Here is a 13,062-nt window from a genome sequence, read left to right as displayed (position 1 = left end):
AAAAGTGAACTGGAAACCGCTGAACCTCCTCGGCGGCTATCTGCCGCTGGAAGACTACGGCTTGATCGGCGACGGCGCGACGGCGGCGCTGGTCGGCCGCGACGGCGCGATCGCGTGGCTCTGCCTGCCACGCTTCGATTCGGCGCCGCTGTGTTGCCGCATCCTCGATGCGGCGAACGGCGGCGCGTTCACGGTGGCGCCGGAGGGCCTGCTGGAATCGAGGCAATATTACGAACGCGACAGCGCCGTGCTGGTGACGGAGATGCGCAGCAAGACCGGCTTGGTGCGGGTGACCGACGCCATGCTGTTCCGCACGGGCGCCGACTTGACGGAGGACGCGCCCGCCGCGCGCGGCGAGCTGTTGCGGCACGCGCACGTCGTCCGCGGCCGCGTGCGGCTGCGCATCTCTCTCGACCCCTGGGGCGGCGCGGAGGTCGAGCGGCGGAGCGACGGCCTGGCGCTGCGCGGCCTCCGGCAGGCCGATCTGGGCCTTCACTTATGGGCCGGCGTCGAGCTCGCGGGACTGGAGACGGTCCTCGATCTGAAGGCGGGGGAGCGGGTGCCGATTCTGTTGCGCTGGGGGGCGAGCCACTACCACCATCATCCCATCGACGCGGAGGAATTGCTGGCGGCGACCCGCAAAGCCTGGCGCCGCTGGTCGGCGCATCTCCAGTACGAGGGACCGCAGGCGGACATGGTCCGGCGGTCGGCCCTGACGCTCAAGCTGCTCGATCATTTTGAAAACGGCGCCATCGTCGCCGCGCCGACTTCGTCGTTGCCGGAAGAAATCGGCGGCGTGCGCAACTGGGATTATCGCTACGCCTGGACACGCGACGCCGCCTTTTCAGTCTATGCGCTCCTGCGCGTGGGGCTGCCGAACGAGGCCGCGGGCTTTCTGGGATGGGTGCTCGATGCCGTGGAACGGAACGGCCGTCCGCTGGTCCTCTACAACCTCGACGGCCGCTGCCCTCCCGCCGAAACGATCGATCCGGTGCTGGCCGGCTACCGCCGCTCCGCGCCCGTGCGCTGGGGGAACGGCGCGGCGGAGCAGCGACAGCACGACGTCTTCGGCGAAATCATCGACTGCGCCTTTCAATGGTCCCGCCACTACGGCACCATCACCGAAGCCCTGTGGGCCAAGCTGCGCGAGTTGATCGAGGCGGCCGGTAAACTCTGGCGCGAGCCGGACCACGGCATCTGGGAGGTCCGGACGCCGGGCCGGCGGTTCACCTATTCCACCGCGCTGTGTCACGTCGCGTTGGATCGGGGGGCGCGGATGGCGGAGCAGGCGGGGTTTCCCGGAGACGTGGAACGCTGGCGCCGGGAGGCCGAGACCATCCGGGACGCCATTGTGACCGAGGCCTGGGATCCGGCGCTCGAGTCGCTCACCGAGCATCTCGGCGGCGGCGGGCTCGACGCGAGCCTGCTGGCCCTGCCGCTGCGCCGTGTCCTTCCCGCCGACCATCCGCGGATGGCGGCCACGACGGAGGCGATCGTCCGCCGTCTGGGCGCCGGCGATGGACTGCTCTATCGCTACCACCAGGACCAGTCACCCGATGGATTGGAAGGCCGGGAAGGCGCCTTTCTGTTGTGCAGCTTCTGGCTGGCGGACAATTTGGCCTTGCAGGGACGGATCGACGAGGCGAGCGAGTTGTTCGATGCGCTCTGCGCCCGCGCGAATCCCCTGGGCCTGCTGCCCGAGCAGATCGACCCCTCGACCGGCGCCTTCCTGGGCAACTACCCGCAAGCCTTCAGCCACATCGGCGTCATCTCCAGCGGCGTGACGCTCCACCGCGCGCAGCAGGCGCGCGCCGCCTGAGTCGTCGCACATCCCACCGCCCGCGCGGCACATCCGTTGCACTTTTTACCGGCTGTCATGAGCGCACGCGACAGCCCTGCCGGGGAAGCCAAGCAGCCGCGGACCTCCCGGGCCTCCATCATCGTGCCGGTGGCGATCGAGGACGCGATCGTGAAGACGCGGCGCCGCGAGCGGGGGCGCGTCCGGATCGCCAAGACGGTGGAGACGGAAGACCAGGAAGTCAGCGGGACGGCGCGCGTGCAGGAGGTCCTGGTGGAGCGCGTGGCGATCGACCGATTCGTCGAACGGCCGGCGGGCGCGCGGCAAGAGGGCGACACGTTGGTGATTCCGGTGTTCGAAGAGGTGCCGGTGGTGGTGATGAAACTGAAGTTGAAAGAGGAAATTCGCGTGACGCGGCGCACCGCCTCGGAAGAACGGCGAATGCCCGTGACGCTGCGCCGCGAACGGGTGACGGTCGAGCGCGTCGGCGCGGCGGAGTTGCAAGAATCTGAGACAAGACATAAATGATCGCCTTTCGATTCGCCGTTGTAACAACACATGACCAGAAGGATGGTGAAAAAGCTCGCCCAGCAAGGCCGCAGGACCCGGGACGACCGAGGAGGTACATACCGCACTTCGTGTGATCCGTTCGCCTTCGTATGGATCTTGCGAACGGATAGCTACCTCCAGTGCCTTTCTCACCCGCCCGACCCCCGAGCCGCCGAGACGGCTCGCTTCCCGGTGCGGTACGTCGCAGGAAGGCACGGGTCCGAGAACGAAGCTGGAGGGCGTTTGCGACATCCTTCACAAGGAGGAACACCATGAACACTATTGTCGGATTATTTGAGAATCGCACGCAGGCGCTGCGGGCGCAGTCGGCCTTGGGGACCATCCATATCCCCGTGTCGGACATCAAGCTCTACGACCAGTCGGCGCAAGAGTCCGCGGGGGAATCCGACCGCGGCTTCTGGGAATCCCTGAAAGAAGCCTTCGGATTCGGCGAGGATCGCGGGTCCTATGAAGAAGGCATCCGGCGCGGCGGCACGCTGGTCAGCGTGCGGGCGGACGATGCACGCACCGAGGAGATCGTCGATATTCTGTCGCAGTACGGCGCCGTCGATATCGACGAGCGGACCGCCGAGTGGCGCAGCAGCGGCCGGGCGGATACGGCCGCCTCGGCGCCGGCGGGAGCCGGCGCGGCCACGGCTACAGGCGCCACGGTGCCGGTGGCGGAAGAGGAGCTGCGCGTGGGCAAGCGTGACGTGCGCCGGGGCAAAGTCCGTGTGTATCGGGAGGTGACCGAACGGCCAGTGGAGGAGACGGTCCGGCTTCGCGACGAAGCGGTGAACGTCGAGCGCCGTCCCATGGATCGGCCGGTGACGGCCGAGACGGGACTGTTCCAGAACGAGACCATCGAAATGACGGAGACCGACGAAGAGCCGGTCGTGAGCAAGCAGGCTCGCATCGTCGAGGAAGTGGCGATCCACAAGGACGTGCGCGAGCGTGATGAAACGATCCGCGACACCGTGCGGCGCGCCGACGTGCGCGTCGAGCGGGAGGGCGCGGGGGCGCAGGCCGGAGCGGGATCGCCGGAGGACGAAGAAGATTACCGGCTGCACTGGACGCAGAACTACGGCGCCGGCGCCATTCCGTATGAGCACTACGGGTACGCGTACCGCTTCGGATCGACGTTGGGAAGCGGCCGCAACCTGGAATCGTCCGATTGGACGCAGCTTGAGCCCGAGGCTCGGCGGCGATGGGAAGAGCGGAATCAAGGCACATGGGACCAGTTCAAGGATGCCGTACGCTATGCCTGGGAGCGCGGCAAGCGGAAGGTCTCCGGCGAGGAACGCCGCGCGGCCTGACGTGTCTAGCTGGTCCGTCTGGTCATCTGGTCTGTCTGGTCTTCGCACCGGATAGACCAGATAGACCCTGCACCAAACAGACGAGTCCCGGTGGATAAGTCGTCTCTTCTTCGGACAAGCCGTTCTCGCAGGATCAGATGAAGCCCTAGGGGAAAGGATGAGACCGGTTCGGCGGTCCCCCGGTTTTCTCACCGTTGAGTGACGTTTCCCGCCCGGTCCGCACTCGGAATTGCTTTTGCATCCTCCTTGTCGCGACACACCCCTCAACAAAAGGAGCACCGGCTATGACGTTCCACACCAGCTTCACCCTGTCGTGTTTCGGCGCCGCCGCCCTCATCACTGTGGGGACCATGCTTTGTCCCTCGGTCAGCGAGGCGCAGCGCAGCACGGAACGCGAGGGCGACCAGGTCATCATCACTCCGTCGCCGAGCAGGGATCCCGAGCGCGACCCGATCGTCATCAGCCCGACGGAGTCGGGCGCGGCGGGGTCAGGGCCGGCGGCGGAGCCGGGTGAGGCGGGCGGGCGCGCGCGCATGACTGCGGAGGAGCGCGAACGGATGGCCGCCGAGCTCCAGGAGGCGTTCCCGCGCGAAGATCCTCGGATGGGCGGCGGCACGCCGCGCACCGATCGGCTCATTGCGCAAGCGCGCGCCGAGGAGCGCGAGCGGATGCGAGAGGAGATGAGAGAGGTGCGTAATCGGGAGGGCGAGGTCTATATCGGCGGTTTCGGCGGCGCCACGCTGGGCAACGTGTCCACCAGCGCCAACATGGAACGGAGCGGCGCGCTGGCAGGACAGGGGTACCCGGACCAGAATCTTCAGAACTCGGCGGTCTACGGTCTCAAGATCGGCTACTTCCACCCGGGGCGGCTGAACTGGCTGGGGTTGGAAATCGAAGGCTACAATTCCAATCCTCATCTTATCCAATCGGGCCTCACACCGGGCAGCCATCTGCGCCTGACCGTGCTCGGCTTGAACGCGATCGCGAGGACCAAGCTGGGCTGCGGCGATCGGAAGAGAGACCGGGACGACCCGGACTACTCGCCGCTGCATGAAAATTCGGTCTGTCCCCTGCAGCCTTATATCGGAGCGGGATTGGGCGTCTTCTTCGCGGAGACGAACAATCAGTTCGGGCGCAGCACGGAGAACGCGCGCGCGGGCCTGAATGCCTTGGCCGGCGTCAAGTACTTCTTCAACGACCACATCGCGCTGTTCGCCGAGTATAAATTCAACTACGTGAACCTCAAGTTCGATCAATTTTCAGGGCCGACGGCCGGCCTCAACGGCACGATGCTGATCAGTCATGTCGTGGGTGGATTAGCCGTCCACTTCTAGCCCGCATTATTCGCGACGGTCCGTCTCAAAATCGCGAAGTCGCGTGAAGACACGCCTCGGGAGCCGTTCGGGCTCCCGAGGCTATGCCGACAGTACGTCCAGGCGGTTAGCCATGAGCCTGGCCGCCGAAGGCTCGGCGCACAATCTTTTGTGGGCATCCTGCGGGCCAGCCGGATAAGTTGTCATCCTGCCGGGACAACCCGCGCGGGAGCCGACAAGGCCGTTCAGGGTGAAACGCCGTCCTAGAGCCGGTTTCCAGTCGAGCGGCGGGGCTCGAACCCGGAACCGCTCTTGCATTGCCAGTCGGATATCGGCAGATGGGCGGTTCCTCTACGCGAAGATGCCCAGGAACACGGCACTGCACGGGGAGAAGGATGGTTATTCTAGATGAATGCGATCGCGTTGTTTTTGATGTTGGTGCTGAACGGCAATCCGACCTGCCCGGCGGAGGCGCCGAACAGAACGACCGTGTCGACCACGAAGGGCGAGCAGGTGGTGCAGATACAGAAGTACGATTGTTACTGGCGGGGAGACGCGACGCCCTCGCATCGGTTCGTCGTGGTGTCGCCCGTCTGTTCCGAATATGTCGCGCAGCCGATTCTGATCGAAGAGATGAACGAGCGCAAAGGGTGGGTCCTGAACCGCTTCGGTGAGTTTTATCCGGCCACCGTCAATATCGAGTTGATGGACGCGTACAAGCCGCCGTGCTGATCTCGGAAGGTCTATCTAGTGCGAGGTCTCTCTTGTCTATCTGGTGACGAGACAGACCAAATAGACGAGACAGACCAGACAGACCAGATAGACCAGATAGACAGACCATTCGAGGAGGCATCATGAATATCGCGGTCCTGCTGATGGCGTCGCTGGTCCTCCTGTCGCCCGCCGCCTGCTCGCGGGAACAGGTGATCCCCGAGCATCTGGAAGGCCGGGTGGAGAAGGACTTGCGCTATGTGCAGGTGAAAGAGAATCCCGAGGCCTATCGAGGCAAGCTGATGTTGGCCGGCGGCAAGGTGCTCAAGGCGAAACGGCTTCAAGAAGGCACCAGAATCGAGATTCTCCAATATCCACTCTCGGAGGATTTGATTCCGGCAACGGAAGACGAGCCGTCGAAAGGTCGGTTTGTCGCAATCGATCTTGGGGACAAGAATGTCATAGATCCAGTCGTGCTCGAAAAAGAGGACGACGAAGAAAAACTGGTGACCGTCGTCGGAGAAGTCATGGGCACTACGACCGTCAAAATCGACCAGGTGCAGCAGCCGGTTCCCGAGCTGGCCATCAAGCACATTACGGTCTGGGACCGGGACAATAGAGGCTACTGGCCGTACTATGGGTATTACCCACCTTATCGGTGGGGATATGGGGGGTACTATGGCTATCCCTATTATTGGTGAAACGACGAGCGACAAGGAAGGTGAAGCATGAGATGGCAACAGGGTGTGATCTTCTTTTGTATGCCGGCGCTGTTCGCGATCGGCGGGTGCAGCGGGCAGGATGTGATTCCGGAACGCCTGGAAGGCCAGGTCGACCGTGACTTGCGGTTCGTCGAGGTGAAGGATAACCCGGAGGCCCATCGAGGCAAGCTGATGTTGGCCGGCGGGAAGGTGCTGGGGGCGAAACGGCTGAACGAGGGGACCAGGCTCGAGATCCTCCAGTATCCCCTCTCGGACGACCTCGTCCCCGAAACGCGAGGGGAGCGGTCGAGGGGTCGTTTCGTCGCTGTCGACATGGGCGGGAAGAACGTGGTGGATCCGGCGGTGCTTCAGAAAGAAGATGAGGAAGAGAAACTCGTCACCGTGGTCGGAGAAGTGCTGGGCACTACGACGGTCAAAATCGACCAGGTGGAGCAGCAGGTCCCGAAGCTCGCGATCAAGCACATTACGGTCTGGGATCGCGACCAACTGCGGCCCTATTATGGATATCGGGCGCCCTACGCCTGGGGATACGGGCCGTATTACGGACGGGGGCTGTACTGGTAAGTCAGAACGGTAAAAGTAAAAAAGGTAAGAGTACGGGTAACAGTAAGAAGGCTAGAAACTGGTGATCGTGAACAGGCGACCGAAGTTGGCCAGGCCGAGAATGTCGGCGACCAGATCCTGCGGCCCGAGGATGGTGAGGATCTGGCGCGCGCCGGCGGCCTTCTTGGCCAGCACCGCCAGGAGGCCCAGCCCGCAGCCGTCCAAATAGGTGACGCCCCGAAAGTCCAAGTAGAGGTGCGGCTCCGTTCGGGATTCGACGGCCTCCCGAAACACCCGCCGGGCGTCGAAGTTCAGCTTGCCTTCCAATGCGAGGCGGATCCCCTCTCTGTGCGGGTATGCGGTAATCGTCACGCGGCCCCCTTCCTTTTTTCCCTATTTCTATCGGTCCTTTCGTACAAGACTTTAGACTCTAGTGTTAATGCCTAGGATATTATGCTGCCATGCTATTTGTTAGGGCCTCTTGGGCCTGTTGGTATCGTTTCAGCACCTCCCGGCGGTCCCGCTCTTCCGGCAGCCCCTCCAGGCTGCCCCGGTGAACCATGACGGCTTGGGCGTGCAGCGCGGCGCGGGCGTCCGGCGAGGTCACGTGCGGGGCGGCGGTGATGACGGCGTCGAGCAGCCGCATCGTGACCGGAGCGCTGGTGCGGCCGTACTGCCTGATGGGGCTGAACGTCTCCTCGATGAGCTCCGCCAGGGTGACCGGCGCGAGGATCAGCCGCAGCCGGTGATCCTCGTCATAACGATAGGGGGACGGCACGCGCCGCCGGCTGAAGCGGATGAAGGCCGCCCCGAGACGGTCGATGCAGGCCAGCGCCGTCGAGGGATCGTTGGTGCCCGGCGACAACGCCCGCACCGCCATCTCCGTCAGTTGGTGCGCCGGAAAGCGGACATCCTGCACGACGGTCCGTTCGTCTCCGAGAATGAAGGCGCTCTGCAAGCGGCTCACGGCCGCTTCCGTGACGCGCTCCGCCGGATGCGCCCGGGCTACGGCGGTCCCGCAGGTCAGGAAATCGCCCGGCCGGCAGTCCACCCGGATGATCAGATCGTCCGCCCGCGCGACCGTGCCGAGACAGTCCGTGTCCAACGCCTGCAGATAGCCGCTGGTCGGCGCAACGATCCGCCGTCCATCCCGGTCGATCTCCGGCCGGATCGGCGCGGCCGTGTCCGGCGGCGGGACCGGCTCCGGTCCCGGGCGCTGCACCCGCTCGGGAAACAACCGATCGATGGCCTCATCCAGGTCCGCCGCGACCGCCGCGATGACGCTGGATGCGCGGATCGAGGACGTGGCGTGGTGGAAAAAGTAAATCAGCACGCCCGCGCTCACCATGGCCAGCAGCAACGTGACCGAGACCGATAGGTGCGGGACGAACCCGCCCGCCTCCTCGGTCCTCACCGCGCGCAGGATGATCAGACAATAGAGGTGAACGGAAATGAACGTGCCCAGCACGATCTGATTCCCCGGATCGCGCATGAAGTTGCGCAGCAGGCGCGGACCGAACTGTTGGGAGGCCAAGGTGAGGGCGACCACCGTGATGGAAAAGATGACGCCGGCGACGGTGATCATCGAGCTGGCCACCGTGGAGAGCACATCGCGCGCCCCGTCCGCGCCGCCGCCGTACAACCAGGCGAAGGGGCCGCTCGGGTGCTTCCCGATGAGATGATGGTCGGCCCAGAGCGAGGTGAACGCCAAGACCACCGCCGCGGCGGCCATCAACGACGGGACGAACCACAGGCTGCCGCGGATGCGATCCCAGAGGGAAGAGAGTTTGGTGAACATCTCCTTAGAAGGTCGATCTCGTCTGTTTAGTCTATCTTGTCGTCTCGTCTGTCCAGATAGACCAGAGAGACCTTGCACCAAATAGACCAACGCTACAGCGGCGGCGGCATCAGATCGGTGGTCTGCCACGACAGCAGGAACAGCAACGTGTAGCGTTGATGGGAGACCGTGGCTTCGGCGACCGACGGCGCGCCGACGAGACGGCCGCTGGCGGCGTCGGCGATCTCGATGGACAGCCGGGTATAGCCGCGGTTCCGGACGTTCCGATAGAGCGTCAGCTCGGGTAAGGCGAACGGGATCAGCAGACTTTGAATCGGCGGGATGCCGAAAAACACGTCCTGCTTCTCCAGCCCGAACGCGTGCAGGAGCACCCGCACGCGATAGGTCGGGGCGGCTCCGCCGATGACCGCGCCTTGCTGCGCGAACCAGGAGGTCAGGACCGATGCGGCAAACGTCAGGTCGCCCCCGAAGTCGGCATGTGTCGGAGGCCAGGCGGTATCGATGGTGACGGTGGCTCCCGGAAAAAGCGGCAGCGAGATTTGGTCGAGGCTGCGGAGCAGCGACTGCGTCAGCAACAGTTGCTCCGTCGGCGTGCGGGGGCTGCTGACCAAACCGGACGTCATGTTGCAGCCCAGCACCGCGAGGGCCAGGACCGGCACAATCGTCAGACGGAAGAGCCGCCGCAATCCGGCCATCATTCGCAACGGTCTCCGGCGAGTCCGGGTTGGCGGTCGTCGGAGGCGCGCTCGCCCCAGGCCGCGTGCAACGCGTGGCAGGTCAGCCAGGCGATGCGATGGGGCGCGGGGGTCGACCGGTACGTGGTGGCGCGGGCCTGGCCGCTCCACAGCACGGCTTGCGTCTCGACGTCGATTCCGCGGACGGACACCATCGGCGCGCGCAGGTCGCCGGTCTGCTGAACCCAGACGATGACCTGCGCCCGGATGGTATGCGCTTGATCGACGATGAGTTGTTCCGTCCCCGGCAGATCCCAGGGCATCGGCGTTCCGACCGCCAGCAGTCCCCGCGACTGGAGCCAGGTGAGGGCGGTGCTGACCGCGCTGGGCTGGTTGCCCACCACCAGCACCCGATCCGGGGCGGCGGAGAGCCGCTGATGCGAACCGTAGGTCGCCGGATCGTGCCCGCATCCGGAGAGCAGAGCCAATCCCACCAGCAAGCCGGAGGCGAATCGAGTGACCAGGCCGATCGGAGACATGATATCCAGATATAAGAGGTCCTCCGTAGGAGCAGCACTAGGGAGATGCCGAGGGGTCGCCGGTCTATCTTGTGCGAGGTCTGTTCGGTCTGTCTCGTTCAAAAACAGACGGGATAGATACCACAGACGAGATAGACCAAATAGACGAAAGAGACCAGATAGACCGAATAGACCGAATAGACCAGACAGACTAATTGATCGGCAGCCGCGCCGTCACCGTCGTCCCGTGGCCGGGTGCGGAGGTGAAGGTAAGGGTGCCGCGCTGCTGCTCCACGCGCTCCCGCATGCCGAGCAGGCCGAGTCCGGCGGCCGTGGAGAGGACCCGGTCCACGTCGAACCCGCGCCCATTGTCCTGAATCGTGAGCAGGACGGCGGTGGGTGTCGTGCGGAGATCGACGGCGACCTCCGACGCTTCCGCATGTTTGACCACGTTGTGAAGCGCTTCCTGGACGACGCGGAACAGGCAGAGCGCCTGGTCGGCGGAGAGCCGGTCGACGGGCGCGACGGTGAGCCGGATCGACAGGCCGGTGCGGGCGCGCCACGCCTCGATATGGTGCTGCAGCGCGGCGGCGAGGCCTTGCCGTTCCAGCAGCGGGGGATGGAGTCCTTGGACGAGATAGCGGATGTCCTGCAAGAGGTCTTTCAAGTCCTGCACGATCGGCGAGAGGGCGTCGAGGTGCGGGTGGGTCTTGCGCAGCATCTCCAACTGTAGAAGCAGGGAGACGATCTGCTGGCAGTGGTGGTCGTGCAACTCCCGGGCGAGGCGGCGGCGCTCTTCTTCTTGGGCGGAGAGGAGGCGGGCGTTCGACGCGGCGAGCCGGTCGCGTAAGGCCTGCTCGCCGCGGACCCGCTCCGTCACGTCGGCCACGGTGCCGAACATCCGGCGGGGCCGCCCGCGATCGTCGCGCAGGACGATCCCGTGGCAGTGCAGCCAGCGGATGTGACCGTCAGGCCAGCGGATCCGGTGCTCGACGGAGTAGGGCGCGTTGTGCTCCAGCGCCGCATCCAGCGCGGATTGCACGGCCGGGAGATCGTCGGGGAAGACCAAGGACCGGTAGGCGTCGAAGTCACCGGGAAAGGCGCCCGGCGCTACCCCGAAGAGTTTCTCCACCCCGGCCGACCAGCGGACCTTGTCGCCGGCGACATCCCATTCCCAGACGGTCATGTGGGCGGCGTCGAGCGCGGCCTGCAGGTCCATCTCGGTCGTCTTGAACGCCGGCTGCGTGCGCTCCACGGCGATGTCGTATCGCAGGCCTTCGGCTTCCGCCTGCAGCGACAGTTTGGACAGGCCGGTTTCGTGCAGGAGCGCTTCGGCGCGCTGCAGCAGGTCGCGCAACGACGGTGGCGGGTCGGGCGGCATGAGAGGCATAAAAATAAATGAACCCGAAGGAAAAAGATAGGGCAGACTACGTAAAGATTGAGTGAAGCGGCGCCGTTGTCCTGTCGCCGGTTCTTCGCCCTAGCCCGGGCTAGGGGCTCACCTAGTGCTTTGGCGAAAGGAAAAACTCAAAAGTACACAGGTGGAAAGTCGGACGGTATGAGGTAGCGGTGGGGAAGGAGAACAACACAAGGGGAAAAGGCCGCACCCTGTTGCCTGTCGCCTGTTTCTTGTTGCCGTGTCTCCTCTCCGCCTGCCTCTCGCCCATTGCGCTGCATCGGGCCGTGCTGGCCTACGACGAGACGGTCCAGCAGGTGAGCAGCGAGCAACTGCTGCTGAACATCGTGCGGGCGCGGTTCTATCAGCCGCTGCATTTCACGAAGGTGGCGAGCGTGGCCGCCACGTTCGACTTTCGCGTGACGGCGGGCGTCGTTCCGCCCGAAGGCGATGCGCGGGGGCTGGCCGGTCCGCTCTTCAACGCGACGGTGGCGGAGAACCCGACCGTCACGATCGTGCCGATCGACGGAGAAGAGTTCACCACGCGCCTGCTCACGCCGCTGGACGAGATGCGGTTCCTCAAGCTGCTGGAGATCGGCACGGATCTCGGCATGGCGCTGCGCATGGTCGGCGCCTCCATGCGGCTGGAAATCGACGGGCGCTCCCGCGTGCTGTACAACGATCCGGCGCGGCGGCCTCAGTACGAGGAGTTTCGCCGGCGCGTGCTGCACCTCGCATCGATGTACGAAGCGAATCATCTCCACATCGACAAGGTGATGTTCGAGGAAAAATGGATCGGCCGGATGCAGGACCTGCGCCCGGAGGATGTGCTCCAGGCGCTGGAAAAGGGCTACGCCTGGGGCCGCGCGGCCGGCGACCGCTATCGCCTGAGCCGCATGCGGGTGTTGATCTCCAATTACCATCCCGACGACCTGTCCGCCGGCGAGCGGAGCAAATTGAGCGAGCACCTGCGGGAGTGGCCGCCGAACGACGTCATGGTCGACATCCGGCCGGGGTATCCGGGCGGGGACTATCCCTTTCAGGGCGAAATCACGCTGCGCAGCTTCAATTCGATTCTGGAGTTTTTGGCGCGGAGCGCGGTCGAGCCGGTGGAATTTCCGGTCGAGAAAGATCCCCGGAGCGGCGCCGTCCGCCACAATCCTGCGCTGACGCTGGACATTGTCGAGTCCGACCGTCCGCTGCCGGAGGCGGCGGTGGCGGTGCGGTACGAGGGCCGCTATTACGGCATCAAACGTCCGGTCGGGCAGCATCCCGCCGACCTCTGGAACGCCAAGGCGTTTACGATGCTGTTCCACGTCTATCAAATGATGGTGCAGCCGCTGAATGCGCCGGTGCCGGGCATCGCCATCGCCAAGTAGAACCTATCTCACAATCACGCTTTGGGCGCGGCACGGCATCCAACCTAGTCCCCTCCTTCGTAAGGAGGGGGAAGGGGAGGTCGAAGCGCTGATCGGCCACCATGGCCATGGTCAGCCGACGAAGGCCGGGCAGCCCAAAACTAGGGACTTTCCTAGTGTCTCACCGGCTGCTCTAGAGAGTACCTTGGCCGCCGGCCTCGTTGCCTCTCGTCTCCTGAACCTCATACGCATCCCCGGAGGGCTTCATGAAGCAGTCGACTGTCGAACGGACAAAGGCCCGCCGTGCCGCGCCCAAAGGCGGCGACCCCAACGGATATTACGACCCCGAGGTATCGGCGCAGCTTG

13 protein-coding genes are annotated in these 13,062 nt (G+C 64.8%); 8 read left to right on the top strand and 5 right to left on the bottom strand.

Features of this window, described 5'->3' with window-relative positions:
- The first annotated feature begins 4 nt into the window (after positions 1–4).
- The 7 genes from NITMOv2_RS12575 (at position 5) to NITMOv2_RS12545 (ending at position 6,973) form a co-directional block, all read left to right on the top strand.
- Positions 5–1,819, top strand: coding sequence for a glycoside hydrolase family 15 protein (locus NITMOv2_RS12575; RefSeq protein ID WP_053380203.1), 1,815 nt, complete (start codon positions 5–7; stop codon positions 1,817–1,819).
- Between the two features lie 57 nt (positions 1,820–1,876).
- The gene (locus NITMOv2_RS12570) at positions 1,877–2,326 is read left to right on the top strand and encodes a DUF2382 domain-containing protein (protein WP_053380202.1); all 450 of its coding nucleotides are present in this window, start codon (positions 1,877–1,879) and stop codon (positions 2,324–2,326) included.
- Positions 2,327–2,619: 293 nt separating this feature from the next.
- Positions 2,620–3,663, top strand: coding sequence for a YsnF/AvaK domain-containing protein (locus NITMOv2_RS12565; RefSeq protein ID WP_053380201.1), 1,044 nt, complete (start codon positions 2,620–2,622; stop codon positions 3,661–3,663).
- Positions 3,664–3,947: 284 nt separating this feature from the next.
- The gene (locus NITMOv2_RS12560; RefSeq protein WP_053380200.1) at positions 3,948–4,997 is read left to right on the top strand and encodes an opacity family porin; all 1,050 of its coding nucleotides are present in this window, start codon (positions 3,948–3,950) and stop codon (positions 4,995–4,997) included.
- A gap of 387 nt (positions 4,998–5,384) precedes the next feature.
- Complete coding sequence (locus NITMOv2_RS12555; protein WP_053380199.1) at positions 5,385–5,708, top strand: hypothetical protein; 324 nt, start codon at positions 5,385–5,387, stop codon at positions 5,706–5,708.
- Positions 5,709–5,830: 122 nt separating this feature from the next.
- Complete coding sequence (locus NITMOv2_RS12550) at positions 5,831–6,388, top strand: Slp family lipoprotein (protein WP_053380198.1); 558 nt, start codon at positions 5,831–5,833, stop codon at positions 6,386–6,388.
- 27 nt (positions 6,389–6,415) lie between these two features.
- A complete protein-coding gene (locus tag NITMOv2_RS12545; RefSeq protein WP_053380197.1) occupies positions 6,416–6,973 on the top strand; it encodes a Slp family lipoprotein in 558 nt (185 codons plus the stop codon).
- A 51-nt stretch (positions 6,974–7,024) separates the two neighbouring features.
- Here the strand turns inward: NITMOv2_RS12545 and NITMOv2_RS12540 are convergent, their stop codons facing one another.
- The 5 genes from NITMOv2_RS12540 to NITMOv2_RS12520 form a co-directional block, all read right to left on the bottom strand.
- Positions 7,025–7,324, bottom strand: a complete 300-nt coding sequence (locus NITMOv2_RS12540) for an STAS domain-containing protein (RefSeq protein ID WP_053380196.1) — start codon at positions 7,322–7,324, stop codon at positions 7,025–7,027.
- Positions 7,325–7,403: 79 nt separating this feature from the next.
- Positions 7,404–8,750 (bottom strand): DUF2254 domain-containing protein, encoded by a 1,347-nt coding sequence (locus tag NITMOv2_RS12535; RefSeq protein ID WP_053380195.1) that lies wholly within the window; start codon positions 8,748–8,750, stop codon positions 7,404–7,406.
- A gap of 92 nt (positions 8,751–8,842) precedes the next feature.
- On the bottom strand, positions 8,843–9,448 hold the full coding sequence (locus NITMOv2_RS12530; protein WP_053380194.1) for a hypothetical protein: 606 nt from the start codon (positions 9,446–9,448) through the stop codon (positions 8,843–8,845).
- Entirely contained in the window at positions 9,445–9,963 is a 519-nt protein-coding gene (locus tag NITMOv2_RS12525) for a hypothetical protein (RefSeq protein ID WP_053380193.1), read from the bottom strand. The genes NITMOv2_RS12530 and NITMOv2_RS12525 overlap by 4 nt, the downstream gene beginning before the upstream one ends.
- 190 nt (positions 9,964–10,153) lie before the next feature.
- Positions 10,154–11,332 carry a sensor histidine kinase gene (locus NITMOv2_RS12520; RefSeq protein ID WP_083447982.1) on the bottom strand — a complete coding sequence of 393 codons (1,179 nt, stop codon included), beginning with the start codon at positions 11,330–11,332 and terminating at the stop codon, positions 10,154–10,156.
- A 179-nt stretch (positions 11,333–11,511) separates the two neighbouring features.
- On the opposite strand from NITMOv2_RS12520, the gene NITMOv2_RS12515 reads away from it, so the two are divergent.
- Positions 11,512–12,717, top strand: coding sequence for a hypothetical protein (locus NITMOv2_RS12515; protein WP_053380191.1), 1,206 nt, complete (start codon positions 11,512–11,514; stop codon positions 12,715–12,717).
- Positions 12,718–13,062 lie beyond the last annotated feature (345 nt).

Source organism: Nitrospira moscoviensis (assembly GCF_001273775.1).
Taxonomy (GTDB): domain Bacteria; phylum Nitrospirota; class Nitrospiria; order Nitrospirales; family Nitrospiraceae; genus Nitrospira_D; species Nitrospira_D moscoviensis.
Note: the sequence above shows the minus strand (reverse complement) of the source record. Positions and strands in the feature narration are given on the sequence as shown.

Coding starts and splice junctions, on each gene's coding strand:
- NITMOv2_RS12530 (WP_053380194.1), bottom strand. CDS start 9,448: ATGATGGCCGGATTGCGGCGGCTCTTCCGTCTGACGATTGTGCCGGTC.
- NITMOv2_RS12520 (WP_083447982.1), bottom strand. CDS start 11,332: ATGCCTCTCATGCCGCCCGACCCGCCACCGTCGTTGCGCGACCTGCTG.
- NITMOv2_RS12525 (WP_053380193.1), bottom strand. CDS start 9,963: ATGTCTCCGATCGGCCTGGTCACTCGATTCGCCTCCGGCTTGCTGGTG.
- NITMOv2_RS12570 (WP_053380202.1), top strand. CDS start 1,877: ATGAGCGCACGCGACAGCCCTGCCGGGGAAGCCAAGCAGCCGCGGACC.
- NITMOv2_RS12535 (WP_053380195.1), bottom strand. CDS start 8,750: ATGTTCACCAAACTCTCTTCCCTCTGGGATCGCATCCGCGGCAGCCTG.
- NITMOv2_RS12565 (WP_053380201.1), top strand. CDS start 2,620: ATGAACACTATTGTCGGATTATTTGAGAATCGCACGCAGGCGCTGCGG.
- NITMOv2_RS12550 (WP_053380198.1), top strand. CDS start 5,831: ATGAATATCGCGGTCCTGCTGATGGCGTCGCTGGTCCTCCTGTCGCCC.
- NITMOv2_RS12560 (WP_053380200.1), top strand. CDS start 3,948: ATGACGTTCCACACCAGCTTCACCCTGTCGTGTTTCGGCGCCGCCGCC.
- NITMOv2_RS12555 (WP_053380199.1), top strand. CDS start 5,385: ATGAATGCGATCGCGTTGTTTTTGATGTTGGTGCTGAACGGCAATCCG.
- NITMOv2_RS12545 (WP_053380197.1), top strand. CDS start 6,416: ATGAGATGGCAACAGGGTGTGATCTTCTTTTGTATGCCGGCGCTGTTC.